Annotated in this window: 13 protein-coding genes; 8 read left to right on the plus strand and 5 right to left on the minus strand. The window is 46.5% G+C overall.

The window, feature by feature from the left end; genetic code table 11:
- Positions 1-2 precede the first annotated feature (2 nt).
- From glmS to CCVT_RS06705, 3 genes are all read left to right on the plus strand, one after another.
- Entirely contained in the window at positions 3-1,814 is a 1,812-nt protein-coding gene (glmS, locus tag CCVT_RS06695; protein WP_009650468.1) for a glutamine--fructose-6-phosphate transaminase (isomerizing), read from the plus strand.
- A 9-nt stretch (positions 1,815-1,823) separates the two neighbouring features.
- A complete protein-coding gene (locus CCVT_RS06700; protein ID WP_018136234.1) occupies positions 1,824-2,522 on the plus strand; it encodes a DUF4272 domain-containing protein in 699 nt (232 codons plus the stop codon).
- A gap of 470 nt (positions 2,523-2,992) precedes the next feature.
- The gene (locus CCVT_RS06705) at positions 2,993-3,568 is read left to right on the plus strand and encodes a hypothetical protein (RefSeq protein WP_018136233.1); all 576 of its coding nucleotides are present in this window, start codon (positions 2,993-2,995) and stop codon (positions 3,566-3,568) included.
- A gap of 41 nt (positions 3,569-3,609) precedes the next feature.
- Here the strand turns inward: CCVT_RS06705 and CCVT_RS06710 are convergent, their stop codons facing one another.
- Both CCVT_RS06710 and CCVT_RS06715 read right to left on the minus strand, forming a co-directional pair.
- Positions 3,610-4,092, minus strand: a complete 483-nt coding sequence (locus CCVT_RS06710; protein WP_018136232.1) for a type 1 glutamine amidotransferase family protein — start codon at positions 4,090-4,092, stop codon at positions 3,610-3,612.
- Between the two features lie 9 nt (positions 4,093-4,101).
- Entirely contained in the window at positions 4,102-5,298 is a 1,197-nt protein-coding gene (locus CCVT_RS06715) for a tetrahydrodipicolinate N-succinyltransferase N-terminal domain-containing protein (protein ID WP_018136231.1), read from the minus strand.
- 199 nt (positions 5,299-5,497) lie between these two features.
- On the opposite strand from CCVT_RS06715, the gene CCVT_RS10050 reads away from it, so the two are divergent.
- The gene (locus CCVT_RS10050) at positions 5,498-5,632 is read left to right on the plus strand and encodes a hypothetical protein (protein WP_018136230.1); all 135 of its coding nucleotides are present in this window, start codon (positions 5,498-5,500) and stop codon (positions 5,630-5,632) included.
- Positions 5,633-5,984: 352 nt separating this feature from the next.
- Here the strand turns inward: CCVT_RS10050 and CCVT_RS06720 are convergent, their stop codons facing one another.
- Positions 5,985-7,085, minus strand: coding sequence for an Mrp/NBP35 family ATP-binding protein (locus CCVT_RS06720; protein WP_018136229.1), 1,101 nt, complete (start codon positions 7,083-7,085; stop codon positions 5,985-5,987).
- A complete protein-coding gene (gene thiC, locus CCVT_RS06725) occupies positions 7,075-8,409 on the minus strand; it encodes a phosphomethylpyrimidine synthase ThiC (protein ID WP_018136228.1) in 1,335 nt (444 codons plus the stop codon). Before thiC ends, CCVT_RS06720 begins: the two co-directional genes overlap by 11 nt.
- A gap of 188 nt (positions 8,410-8,597) precedes the next feature.
- Here thiC and CCVT_RS06730 point away from each other — a divergent pair, with 188 nt between their 5' ends.
- From CCVT_RS06730 to CCVT_RS06745, 4 genes are read left to right on the plus strand one after another with little or no spacing between them, the layout of a single operon-like run.
- Positions 8,598-9,713, plus strand: a complete 1,116-nt coding sequence (locus tag CCVT_RS06730) for a bifunctional 2-C-methyl-D-erythritol 4-phosphate cytidylyltransferase/2-C-methyl-D-erythritol 2,4-cyclodiphosphate synthase (RefSeq protein WP_018136227.1) — start codon at positions 8,598-8,600, stop codon at positions 9,711-9,713.
- Positions 9,713-10,603 carry a response regulator gene (locus CCVT_RS06735; protein ID WP_018136226.1) on the plus strand — a complete coding sequence of 297 codons (891 nt, stop codon included), beginning with the start codon at positions 9,713-9,715 and terminating at the stop codon, positions 10,601-10,603. Before CCVT_RS06730 ends, CCVT_RS06735 begins: the two co-directional genes overlap by 1 nt.
- Positions 10,581-11,762 (plus strand): sulfate adenylyltransferase, encoded by a 1,182-nt coding sequence (locus tag CCVT_RS06740; RefSeq protein WP_018136225.1) that lies wholly within the window; start codon positions 10,581-10,583, stop codon positions 11,760-11,762. The genes CCVT_RS06735 and CCVT_RS06740 overlap by 23 nt, the downstream gene beginning before the upstream one ends.
- Positions 11,763-11,770: 8 nt before the next feature.
- Complete coding sequence (locus tag CCVT_RS06745; RefSeq protein ID WP_018136224.1) at positions 11,771-12,238, plus strand: phosphatidylglycerophosphatase A family protein; 468 nt, start codon at positions 11,771-11,773, stop codon at positions 12,236-12,238.
- Between the two features lie 253 nt (positions 12,239-12,491).
- Here CCVT_RS06745 and CCVT_RS06750 read toward each other — a convergent pair whose 3' ends face one another.
- Positions 12,492-12,941 (minus strand): hypothetical protein, encoded by a 450-nt coding sequence (locus CCVT_RS06750; RefSeq protein ID WP_018136223.1) that lies wholly within the window; start codon positions 12,939-12,941, stop codon positions 12,492-12,494.
- Position 12,942 lies beyond the last annotated feature (1 nt).

The raw sequence follows: 12,942 nt of genomic DNA on the forward strand, positions 1-12,942 counted from the left end.
ATATGTGCGGAATAGTAGGATACATCGGAGATAAAGAGAAAAAAAGCGTTATTTTAAACGGACTAAAAGAGCTCGAATACCGCGGATACGACAGCGCGGGTATGGCCGTGATGAGCGGCGACAAGATAGATTATTTCAAGGCCGTTGGCAAACTTGAAAATTTAGCCGACAAGGTCAAAGACTTCACCTCGGAGGGCTTTGGCGTGGCGATAGGCCATACGCGCTGGGCGACGCACGGCAAACCGACCGAGATAAACGCTCACCCGCACCTTGGCGAGCACTCCTTTGTCGTGCACAACGGCATCATCGAAAACTATAAGGAGCTAAAAGAGGAGCTCGAGGCCAAAGGCGTAAAATTTATAAGCCAGACCGACACCGAGGTCATAGTCCATCTTTTCGAAGAGACGCTAAAAGAGAAAAAGGACGCATTCAAGGCCTACGAGGCGACCATCGCCAGGCTAAGGGGCGCATACGCGACGCTTCTCATCACCAAAACCGAGCCTGATAAAATTTTCTTTGCAAAAGACGCTGCACCTATGGCGATAGGCAAAAGTGACGCAAAGGAGGTATATTTCGCCTCTTCAGACGCTCCGCTAATCGGCGTCGCAAAGGAGGTATGCTATCTCGACGACAAGAGCTACGGCTTTGTAAGCCTTGAAGAGATCGCCGTATTTAAGGCGCACAAAAGGCTGAACGTGAGCTTTAGCGCCCTACCAAAGGACAAGAGCTACGCGCAAAAAGAGGGCTATACCTTTTTCATGGAAAAGGAAATTTACGAGCAAAGCGCGGTCGTTTCGGAGACTCTCATGGGACGTGTGAAAAATCATAAAATTTCGCTCGAAAATTTAGACGACGAATACCTAAAAAGTCTCGATGACATCGTACTTTGTGCATGCGGGACAAGCTATCATGCCGCACTTACGGCGAGCTATCTTTTCGAGCGCTTGGCTGACGTTAGAGCCAGGGTCGAGGTAGCGAGCGAATTTCGCTACCGCAAGCCAAAACTGCTTAAAAATTCGCTATTTATCGTCATCAGCCAAAGCGGCGAGACCGCAGACACGCTAGAAGCGCTTAAGATCGCTAAAGAAAACGGGTTAAAAACGCTAGCCATCTGCAACGTCGACAACTCCTCGATCGTTCGTATCGCGGACATCACGCTTTTAACTCGCGCAGGCATCGAAAAGGGCGTAGCCAGCACAAAGGCCTTTGCTACGCAAGTGGCGCTACTTTGGATGCTGGTGCTTCAAGTGGCCCAAGCCAAGGGCTCGCTAAGCGCAAAAGAGCTTGATAAAGAGATAAAGACGCTGCTTCACATACCTCAAATTTTAAACATCGATACGAGCCTGCAAGAAAAGCTACACCGCCTAAGTAAGCACTATATGCACGGGCACGGCTTTTTCTTTATCGGGCGTGACATCTTCTATCCGCTCGCGCTAGAAGGAGCGCTAAAGCTCAAGGAAATTTCATATCTACACGCCGAGGGCTATCCGTCGGGCGAGATGAAGCACGGACCTATCGCGCTTGCGGACGAGAAGCTCTTTACGATAGCGCTCATGCCAAAGACGCTTTTATACGAAAAGACAAAGAGCAACACTTTAGAGCTCGCGGCAAGAGACGCTTATATCGTGGCGATAAGCCCCGAGGAGTTCGAGCTTAGCGATGATTTTATAAAAACCAGCGAGCAAGATCACCCGATGAGTGAATTTTTCGAGATGATGATAATACTGCAAATTTTGGCGCTCGAGATCGCAGTGAGGCTTGGCAACAACGTCGATATGCCGCGAAATTTAGCAAAATCAGTAACCGTCGAATAAGGAGAGAAAATGGGAATTTTTAACGCATTCAAAAAAGGTGGCGAGAAAACACCGGAGTCCAGAAAAGCCCAAAATATCGAGAAGCTAAAAAAGCTAGACATCCCATACATCGACTGGCTACCTATGCTTGACGGTAAAAACGAGGTCAGAAAAAGAAGCATAGAGGAGATATCTAGACGCGCCGTAGCCTGCCTGATAGCGATATTAGCGGCCCTAGAGCAAAACAACGGCAACTATGAAAACGAGCGTGAATTCCTACTTAGCAAGCTGGAGGCTTTTGGCGTCACAAACGATCTCACACCAAAAGAAAAGAGCGTCATAGACGCGCAGGCCAACAAGCAAGAGATCATAAACATGGTTTGGAGATACGAGTCTTACTGGGTGCTCGTTTGGGCTTTAGGCTTTGTGGACGAGCTAAATTTCCCGGACACCATAGTAGACGGTCCGACAGCCATAGGCATCGTGGCTAAATTTTCAAATTTAGACGAATTCATAGCGGCTGCAAAGCTAAGAGACATTGACGAAATTTTAGACGAAGCCGACCTCATCTACCGCTATCACTGGGCCTGCGTCAATGCACGCATAAACAATCTACCGATGCCAAAGAAACTTGACGAGGGCGTCGTGATGGAGCGTCGCGCAGGACTGTGGTGGATCGTAGATATGGACAAGGAAAACGACTGGGACAACGTCGCTATGGATACATAAAGGCGAAATAATATCGGTGCGATAAGCTTTATCGCGCCTTGCCTCATAAAATTCTTTCGGGTAAAACGCTATTTTCCCATCATCTTCTTACACATACAATCCTTGAGCTTTTCACTACTATCTATCGCCACTATTTTAGGGTGTCCTATGGGCCTGGCACGACATTTTTGCGCTTTTGGCGGACAAACCGCACAGCAAGCCTTGTTTAAAATGAATGGTCCTATTTTTAAAAAGTATTGTTTTTGACTTCTAGAGCGAAGTCAAACCTTGCGAAACGACGCTATCGCCGCCGAAAATCAGTGAAGCTGTAAAGCTGAACGCGATTTTCGTGCTATAGTTCGGCGCTTTGCGGAGTGAGCAAGGTTTGCGAAGCGGACATCAATACTTTAATATAACATAGCCAAATGAATTTGTGTATATTCACTTTAAAATTTTAAGCTTGATCAAACATCGAATTTTAAAGGAAAAAGATGAATGCCGAATTCAAGGCCGCTAAATTTAACGGCATCTGCGCCGCGCTATGTCTGCTTGCGACAGAGCTGACGAAAATTTTCCCTACGAGCGAGCAGCTGCAAACACCGCTTGCAGTGGCACGTCTGATCTTTCTAATCGCCGCACTCGCTCTTTTTCACAAAAGCTTTCACTTGATCTCGCGGATCTCGGACTCAAATATCTGCTGCACTTTCAGGCGCGCCGGCATAGTGGCTATCATAGTTCTGCTTTGCTGCACGGGATTTTACCTAGCGGATAGGTCGTTAAACATGCTGATCTTGTTTGGTGTGCTGCCGTTTTTGTGGTGCTTTTTGCTATTTGTTTGGATAGTGTTAAATTTCAAAATGGCGCGTATCGCAAAAAGTAAAATTTTTAGCTCGTATGCATTTTTGCTCATCGCCATCGCTACCTTGCATACATTGCACTCGGTGCAGAGTTTAAGGGCTTTCACGCAGCCATTTCTTGCGGTGGCTGACCTAATATCAGGCGCCGTTTTACCGCTACTGCTCGTCGGTGCGTGGGCTAGTATGAGAGATTTTTCAAATAGATCATAGGTAGCAGACACGGTCGCTGCTAGGATCGCCTCGCCGTCACTTTACTTTAGAATTTCAGAAAGAGCGTTCCTGACCTCGCTGTTTAGCTCGCAAATGCTGATCACACCGTCACTGTCGCACATTTTTGCATCGATGAATTCGCAGTATTCGCTCAGCGCATTTTTATAGCCACCCCTTATGGCTGCCTCGCGTCCTTTTAGAAACCCGGCTCCCCCAAGTATCAGCACTCCAAGGTCAAGCCCGATCTTAAATTTCGCTCCTAAAGCGCCTTTGATCCAGCTTAAAAATATCTCATCGTATCTAAGACTTAAAGCACCTATGCCGTCTGGCACGATGATAGCCTCAAGTCCGTATAGGCTCTCGGCGTAAATTTCAGGATGTAGCCTAAGCCCGACCTCATCGACGATCTCAGGCTTTAGAGCGTAGGTCTTCACCCTCGCACCATCAAGTCCGCGCACAAAGTCGCTGATCTGAGCGAAATTTAGCAAATTTACCTTGTCGTATAACACGATACCTATCTTCATCGCCGCCTCCTAATGCAAAGCCTCATTCAGCTTTATCGCGCGTTTGCTAGCACTTGCCGTGATCTGGCCCGTCTGGCTGTTTTGGCGAAAATGCAGCCCGTTTAGCCCCGCAAGCTCGAGCCCTTTGTAAATTTCACGATCAAATTTAAAATTTGGATTTATCGCGGCTAGCTTGCCCTGCTCCGCCTGGCTGATAAAGACCTTCGTGCCCTCAAGCACCGCTATGCCCGCATCTACTATGCATTTATCGCCTAGTGGTATGCCGGTGACCGAGTTTGCACCCAGCAAGCAGTGCTTGCCGATGCTGACGGGGTTGCCGTTCGTGCCACTAAGCACACCAAGGATGCTCGCACCGCCGCCCACGTCGCTGCCCTCGCCCACGACCACGGAACTACTGACGCGACCCTCTATCATCACGCTACCGGTGGTGCCTGCGTTGAAATTCACATACGCAGCGCCCGGCATGACGGTCGTTCCGGCCGCTATCGAAGCACCCATGCGCACCTTAGCGGTATCTAGGATGCGCGTATTTTCGGCCGGTATGATGTGACTTAAAAAGCGCGGGAATTTATCTACGCTCATTATCGCCGGATAGCGGCCGTTCATCTTTAGCTCTATCTCGTTCACGCGTAGCCACTCAAGCTCGATAGGCTTGCCATCAGCGCCCCAAGCCACGTTTGGCAACGCTGCAAAAGCCCCCTCCAGACAAAGGGAGCGAAGCGGCGCTTTTTGCAAGCTAAGCAAATAAAGCTTCAGATAAACAGCCTCGGCGCTGAGCGGCTTTGTATCCTCGTAGATAAAAACGACGCGGAATTTGCCCTCGTTTTTCTCATCTTCCAGCGCGTGACGCACTGCATTTACGACCTGAACGTTTTTATGCTGTGAAATTTCATCTTTAAACACTCCAAAAAGCTTCCAAGCCTTTTTAGCGACCTTCGCATCAAACCTCGCAACGAACTCGCTAGCGTTAAAATCAACCTCGACGCCACACTCTTTTAACGCCCAAACAAGCGCGGCAGCCGAGAGGAAGCTCTCTTTGAAATTTACCACGGCGTAGCTGGCTTGCAAAATTTTGTCTTCATTTAGCTGCCCAAGATCTACTCGCGCGATGCCAAACGCCAGCGGATCTTTATAGCCCTTTTGTGCGCGTATCTGCTCGCAAAAATCCTTGAACTGCTCTTTAGTTTCGATATTTATCTTTGACATTTTCGCTCCTTAAATTTTAATGGAGTTTAGCAAAATATTGTTTAAGTAGAAATTGCTCGCGGATAAATTTTGTAAACAAACAACTTTTTGAAACACTAAACGAACTTGAAAAGTGTGAAAATTTAGAGGAAATTTTAAATTTGATAAGCTAAATCCGGCGAAATTTTGCTAGTATTACCAAATTTTATCAAGGATTTATATGCAGCTATCAGAGTATCAAAAGCAAATTTTAAGCGATCCCAAAACGCTTCGAGAAAAGCTTGAAATTTACCTTCAGACGCCAGAAAAGGTCGAAATTTACGCAAGCGCTTGCGAGAATTTTCTCGACCCGTAAGCAAATGAATTCACACTTAAAGTTACTTGGAGCTGGTGGGCGTTTTTTTCAACGCTATTTTTCTTTCTTTATAGAAAGGCCTATACGGCTATGCTTTGCACCTTGTTGGTATGCGTTTTTATCCCAGTTGCAGGCTTGCTTCCAACACTAATAATCTCTTATTCATGTGCGGTATCTGCGAAATTTATAGTTTGCAGCAGATTTGTCAAAATCTTAGATATGCAAAGCGATGAAGAACTGGCAAAAAGAGGCGGTAAGAACGAAACTGTAATTTTGTTATTCGCCATTTTATTGTTACTGTATTTTGTTTGGGCGTTCAGAAGCTGATTTTAGGGTCAAACGACCCTAAAATTTACTTACTGCACGCGCTCTTACCGTCATTTACCGGCTGGATAGCGGAGTTGTCCGCGCCGCCTTCGTTATTTATGGTCTCTATCGCGTCCCAAAGCTCGCGCGCAGCTTGCTCGTAGCGTTTGGCAGTGACGGAATTTGGCTCGTAAAAGCTCACCGGCTTGCCGCTATCGCCGCCTATCCTCACCGCCGGCTCGATCGGAATTTGGGCTAAAATTTTAGTCTTATAAATTTTAGCCAGCTCCTCGGTCGTGCCTTTGCCAAAGATGTCATACTCTTTGCCATTATCAGGGCAGATGAAGCCGCTCATGTTTTCGACGATACCGGCGATCGGGATGTGAAGTTTTTCAAACATGTCAAGCCCGCGTCTGCTGTCATCAAGCGCGACTACTTGCGGCGTTGTGACGCATACACCAGCAGTCACCGGCACACTTTGTGCGAGTGTGAGCTGCGCATCGCCGGTTCCGGGAGGCATATCGAGGAAAAGTACGTCCAGTTCGCTCCAGAGCACGTCTTTTAGCAGTTGCTCGATCGCTTTCATGATCATCGATCCGCGCCAAATGAGGCTAGCACCCTCCTCCATCAGCACGCCCATACTCATCATCTCTATGCCGTGGCTGAGTATCGGCTTTAGCTTATTCCCCATGACCTGAGGCTGAGTGTTGAGCTCTCCTAACATCCGTGGGATATTTGGTCCGTAGATGTCAGCGTCAAGCAGGCCTACTTTCTTACCAAGCTTCGCCATCGAAATGGCTAAATTTAGCGTCGTGGTGCTTTTACCCACGCCGCCTTTGCCGGAGCTTACCATTACGAAATTTTTGATCTGCGGCGCGATATTTTTACCGCTTTGAGAGTTCGACTTCTCTTGAGGCATCTTTGGCTGGATGATGTTTATCTCGGCCGCCGCTCCGCCAAGCACGCGCGAGATATCCGCTTTTAGTTCGTTTGCTATGTCGGGATTTGAGCTGACGATCTCCACGTATATTTTTATGGGCTCGCCCGCTTGCACGTTTTTAACGAAGCCAAAGCTTACTATATCCTTTTCAAACCCGGGATAAACTACGCCCTTTAGGCGCTCCATGATCTGTTCTTTACTTAACATCTTTCTCCTTTATGATTTTTCTTGAAATTTTATACGCGCAAAATTTCGGTCCGCACATCGAGCAAAATTCCGCCTCTTTAAACACGTCTTGAGGCAGGCTCTCGTCGTGAAGCTCACGAGCTTTATCAGGGTCGAGTGCGAGCTCAAACTGCTTGTTCCAGTCAAAGTTATACCTAGCATCGCTCATCGCGTGATCTCGCTCTATGGCTCCTACTCTGCCGCGTGCGATGTCAGCTGCGTGTGCTGCGATCTTATGAGAGATTATGCCGTCTCTGACATCGTTTGCGTTTGGCAGCCCCAGATGCTCCTTTGGCGTCACGTAGCAAAGCATCGCTACGCCGTGGCTGGCCGCGATCGCTCCACCGATAGCCGAAGTGATATGATCGTATCCCGCTCCGATGTCGCTTACGAGCGGCCCGAGCACATAAAACGGCGCATTATGACACCACTCTTGCTCGATTTTTACGTTGTATTCGATTTGATTTAGCGGTATGTGGCCGGGACCTTCGACCATGACCTGCACGTTTTTCTCCCACGCACGAAGTGTGAGCTCACCAAGCACCTTCAGCTCGCTTAGCTGCGCTTCATCAGTCGCGTCATACAAGCAGCCAGGTCGCAGGCTATCGCCAAGCGAAAGTGCGACGTCATACCTCGCGCAAATATCCAAAATTTCATCAAAGGCTTCGTAAAACGGATTTTCTTTATGATAGTGCATCATCCAGCTGGCCATCAAGCTACCACCGCGACTTACGATACCCATTTTACGCTTTGAGATAAGGGGCATAAATTTTAGTAAAAAGCCCGCATGTATCGTGAAGTAGCTCACTCCCTGCTTTGCCTGCCTTTCTATGACTTCGAGCATCACATCTTTATTTAGCTTCTCAAGGTCGCACACATCGTGGATGATCTGATACATCGGCACGGTGCCCACAGGCACGCTGGAATTTGCTATGATGGCCTCGCGTATGGCGTCTAGATCGCCGCCGGTGCTTAGATCCATGACAGTGTCGGCTCCGTATTTCAGACAAGCTCTAAGCTTTTCAAGCTCACCCTCGATATCGCTAGCAAGGCTTGAGTTGCCGATATTGGCATTTACTTTCGTCTTAGCGTCTATGCCGATCGCCATCGGGACTAAATTTTTATGATTTATATTTGCGGGGATTATCATCGCGCCACTGGCTACGCGCTGCCTGACAAACTCCGCCTCAAGTCCCTCGACATCCGCGACATAGCGCATCTCGGGGGTTATGATGCCGTTTTTGGCGTAATACATCTGTGTAGGCGTCGCATCGTTTTTTCGGGCGTCAAGCCACTCTTCTCTCATCAAATTTCCTAATATCAAAATTCGGATAATTTTACTGCAATTTAACTTCTTTTATGCTTTAACAAAAATGCTCTTGGTTTTGAAATTCTTAAAATAGAGGCTTTGTAAATAGAGCCAAAAGTTTAATACAAGTTTTGTAGGTGTATAATATCGTAACATTTCAGCCAAAATAAATATAAGGAAAAATTTTGCTAGATATCTCTCTTATCATGCTTGGAGCTGGGAATTCCAGCCGTTTTGAGCTGCCGGTAAAAAAGCAATGGCTACGTATCGGCTCCGATCCGCTTTGGCTGGCCGCTACAAAAAATTTGAGTGAATTTTACACGTTCAAAGATATAATCGTCGTGAGCAAAGAGTGCGAATATATGGCTAGGTTCGCCCCTCATTATAAATTTGTGATCGGCGGAGACACACGCCAGCAAAGCCTGAAAAATGCGCTAATTTTAGTCAGCAGCCAGTTCGTGCTAGTTAGCGACATCGCCCGCCCTTGCATCACACACGAGCTTTTTAGCAAGATAATAGAAGGCTCAAAGCAAGCCGACTGCGTAGTCCCGGCGCTAAAAATCGCAGATACCGCGTATTTTGACGACGAAGCGATAGATAGAGAAAAGATAAAGCTCATCCAAACGCCGCAGCTTTCAAAGACGAATTTGCTAAAACAAGCGCTTGAGACCGATACTCTTTACACCGACGACAGCTCCGCGATGAGAGCTGTGGGTGCTAGCGTATGGCACGTGCTTGGCGATGAGAGAGCGCACAAGATCACGACTAAAAGCGACCTCGCCAAGATCCCCTGTCTGATCCCTCCTTCAAACGAGCATTTCACGGGCACCGGCTTTGACGTGCATGAATTTGAGCGTGGACGCGAGCTGTGGCTTTGCGGAGAAAAGATCGAATATGAATTTGGCCTCAAGGCTCACAGCGATGGCGATGTAGCGCTTCATGCGCTAACGGACGCGATATTAGGAGCTGCCGGGCTTGGCGATATAGGCGAGCTCTTTCCTGATACAGATGCCGAATTTAAGGGCATAAGCTCGCTGCTTTTACTGCAAGAGGCCTATAAAAAGGTGCAAAGCGTGGGCTTTGAGCTGGTAAATGCCGATATCACGATCATGGCTGAGCGCCCTAAAATTTCAAAATTCAAGCGTAAAATGGAGGCAAATATCGCGGGTGCGCTAAATTTGACGCCAAACCGCATAAACGTAAAAGCTACCACGACAGAAAAGCTTGGCTTTGTAGGACGCGGCGAGGGCATAGCCGTGATAGCAAGTGCAAATTTGAAATACTATGATTGGACAAAATGATGAAAATTTTAATAGTTGAAAACGAGATATATTTGGCGGGCTCGATGGCTACGAAGCTCGCTGATCTGGGGCATGAGTGCGAGATAGCAAAGAGTGCGAAGGAGGCCTTGAAGGACGAAGAGTTTGATGTAGTGTTACTTTCTACCACACTCCCCGGACAGGATTTTTACCCGATAATAGAAAAATTTAAAAGCTCGATCATCATCTTGCTGATCGCATACATTAGCAACGACACCGTGCTAAAACCCATCCAAGCGGGTGCTGACGACTACATACAAAAGCCGTTCATGATAGAAGAGCTCGTGCGTAAGATGAATCATTTCGAGGAGCACAGACGCTTGCAAGGTATGCTGCGAAACTACGAGAGCTATGTTGATTATAGTTTGAGGAATTTAAAGATAGACGAATTCGAGCCAAAAAAGGTGAAATTCCCGCTTTTAATACGCACCTCAAAGATCGCCTACGCCGATAAATTCGTTCATAATTACATGAAAATGACAAAAATTCCGTTTATATTTTTGCCCGCGACCAAGCTGGCTCAAATAGAAAAAATTTTAAGACAAAATCACGATGACTATGTATATATCTCGAGCTTTCAGCTGCTAAAACAAGACGAAAGGGATAAAATTTTATCGCTCGTGTATAAGCGCAAGGTGATAATCTCGACTAGCGACTTCGAGCAAAAGGTGTCATTTGAAACGCTTGATATCTCAAACGGCGAAAATCTTTTTAGCATCGACGAGATCGTCACGATCGATGATTATATAAAATACGTCATCATGAACTACCAAGATAGATTTCCCGATACCGAGCTATCCAAAAAACTAGGAATTTCACGCAAATCACTTTGGGAAAAGAGAAAAAAATATGACATCCTCAAGAAAAAATAAATCCATCATCATAAACACCGAAGTATTTGGCACGCTGGAACTCATAAAAAATCAAGTCATCTCAAATTTCAGCGCCCTTATGGACGACGAGCAGATAAGACTGGCCAACGAAAGCGGCTATTTCGAGGGCGAGCCGATGCCCTACTCCTTTGGCTTCGCACCGCCAAGCGAGATAAATCAGCACACGATAAAGCAGCTAAGTGCGGGCGAACGCGTAAATTTAGTGCTTGAGGGCAGAGACGTCGGACACATCGACGTGGATAAAATTTTCAAGCTTGATAAATTTACACGTGAGAAAAATATATTTTTAGCCAATGAATCAGCCAACGGGCGACAACTGCAGCTAGGTGAATACGCGATCAGCGGTGAGTTTGAAATTTATGACGAGAGCATAAAAGACGCAAAATTCAGGCTAAAAAACGTCATAAAAGAGATAAACGCCAAAAAGATAACGTCGGTGTTTTTGACCGCCGACCCGTTTAACCGCGCGCACGAGAGGCTCATTCGCATGACGGTCGATAAAGCTGACCTCGTAATCGTATTTCTAGTGAGGACGCTGCAAGAAAACCATATAGACTACGCCATCAGAAAGCGGGTGCTGGAATTTTTCAACCAAAACTACCTACCAGAAAAGCGCGTATTCGTCTTTCCCCTTGAAAATACGACGCTTTTTAGCTCGCATACAAATCCTACGCTCGAGTGCATCGCTGCGCGCTCATTTGGTGCAAACAAGCTAGTCATCGGACAAAATCATGCCGGCATCGGTATGTTTTACGACCACAACGAGGCGCACACGATCCTTGATCGATACAAAAACGAGCTGGAGATAGAGATCATAGTCTTACCCGAGCTAGTTTATTGCAACCAGTGCCGCACACTCGTAAGCACGAAGACTTGCCCTCACGGACAACATCACCACATCAAATATCATCCGGACATCATCAAAGAGCTGCTTTTTAAGGGTATCATGCCGCCAGCTATCCTCGTGCGGCCTGAAATTTCGGCATTCGTCTTAAGCGAGCTCTTTCCAAACCGCTTCAAGGACGTGCAAAAGCTCTGCGACGATCTGTTCGTGAATTCGGGGCTATTAGAAAAACGCACCGACCGCGATTTTTACGAAGAGCTGATGAAGCTTTATCAAACCTCGTCGATGACATAAGGAAATTTATGCAAAAGCTATTTTTGACATTTTTTGGCTTCGGACTACTGCCAAAAGCCCCCGGTACTTGGGGCTCTATCGCCGGCACAGTAGTAGCGGCGGCGATACTTTGGGCATTCTCGCCGACTACACTTTTTCTAGCAAGTATTTTACTTTTTTTGATCAGTATAAGCATCATAGATAGATATGAAGCGCAAATCGGTATCCACGACAGCTCGCACATCGTGATCGACGAAGTAGCCGGCGTCTGGCTCGCAGTAGCCATAAGCGGCGGTACGATCTCGCAAATTTTACTATCGTTCGCCTTTTTTAGGCTCCTAGACATCAAAAAACCATCCGTCATCGGCCGCGTGGATAAAAATGTAAAAGGCGGACTTGGCGTCATGGGCGATGATATGATAGCGGGATTTTTCGCGGGGTTGATGAGTGCGATAGTTTATGGCGCCTGCCTAAAACTCGGGATAAATTTGCCTTAAATTTTGAATTCGTAGCCACTCGCTCCTGCTGATAAATCAATAAAGCCATGTAAGTGTTGTTTTTAAATTTGGCTCTGTTTTAAAAAATTTTAAAGCTCTGTTATAGCAAAGTATTGATACTCGCTTCGCTTCTGTGCTTTGCAGTTGCAAACTAAGCGAAGAAAAAATCAGCTTCCCTGCAAGCAGAGCATTGCAAACGCGCAATGTTCGTGCCACGTTTAATTGATCGTTCCTAAAGCAAGGCTTAATGAAGTTATTTACGAACTTTCCTGGTATCCAGACCTCGCTTCTCATACTCCTCGATCTCTAAAACATAGGTCGGATTTTTCTTTTTAGTCTCGTTATTCAGATAGCTTATGAGCTTTGCATCGACATTTTTATGCCTGCAAACAAGCGTTATGAAATTTAGATAGTTACCGGCTTCTTTTGGGGCTTTATCACCATTTTTAGACGGTATGCTCATCTGCTCGGTAAAAATTCTCACTAACGTAAAAAGCTCGTTCTTGTTGATAGTGCTGTCTGAGGCAAATTTTATAAGATCGTCTATCTCGATCTTTTTATCTTTTGGCAGATCGGGTAAAACCTCTTTAAAGGCAGGCTCTGCCCGATTTTTAATAATCTTTAAAAATAGATAAAAAAGCCCGCCGACAGCTATGAGTAAAATTACGATACAAATTAAGGCGATGCTTTTGATAGGAGTCATT

The organism is Campylobacter curvus, assembly GCF_013372125.1.
Classification (GTDB): Bacteria; Campylobacterota; Campylobacteria; order Campylobacterales; family Campylobacteraceae; genus Campylobacter_A; species Campylobacter_A curvus.

Excerpts from the sequence above, each read along its gene's own strand:
- glmS (WP_009650468.1), top strand. The coding sequence starts at position 3 with ATGTGCGGAATAGTAGGATACATCGGAGATAAAGAGAAAAAAAGCGTT.
- CCVT_RS06750 (WP_018136223.1), bottom strand. The coding sequence starts at position 12,941 with ATGACTCCTATCAAAAGCATCGCCTTAATTTGTATCGTAATTTTACTC.
- CCVT_RS06700 (WP_018136234.1), top strand. The coding sequence starts at position 1,824 with ATGGGAATTTTTAACGCATTCAAAAAAGGTGGCGAGAAAACACCGGAG.
- CCVT_RS06745 (WP_018136224.1), top strand. The coding sequence starts at position 11,771 with ATGCAAAAGCTATTTTTGACATTTTTTGGCTTCGGACTACTGCCAAAA.
- CCVT_RS06735 (WP_018136226.1), top strand. The coding sequence starts at position 9,713 with ATGAAAATTTTAATAGTTGAAAACGAGATATATTTGGCGGGCTCGATG.
- CCVT_RS06740 (WP_018136225.1), top strand. The coding sequence starts at position 10,581 with ATGACATCCTCAAGAAAAAATAAATCCATCATCATAAACACCGAAGTA.
- CCVT_RS06720 (WP_018136229.1), bottom strand. The coding sequence starts at position 7,085 with ATGTTAAGTAAAGAACAGATCATGGAGCGCCTAAAGGGCGTAGTTTAT.
- CCVT_RS06705 (WP_018136233.1), top strand. The coding sequence starts at position 2,993 with ATGAATGCCGAATTCAAGGCCGCTAAATTTAACGGCATCTGCGCCGCG.
- CCVT_RS06715 (WP_018136231.1), bottom strand. The coding sequence starts at position 5,298 with ATGTCAAAGATAAATATCGAAACTAAAGAGCAGTTCAAGGATTTTTGC.
- CCVT_RS10050 (WP_018136230.1), top strand. The coding sequence starts at position 5,498 with ATGCAGCTATCAGAGTATCAAAAGCAAATTTTAAGCGATCCCAAAACG.
- thiC (WP_018136228.1), bottom strand. The coding sequence starts at position 8,409 with ATGAGAGAAGAGTGGCTTGACGCCCGAAAAAACGATGCGACGCCTACA.
- CCVT_RS06710 (WP_018136232.1), bottom strand. The coding sequence starts at position 4,092 with ATGAAGATAGGTATCGTGTTATACGACAAGGTAAATTTGCTAAATTTC.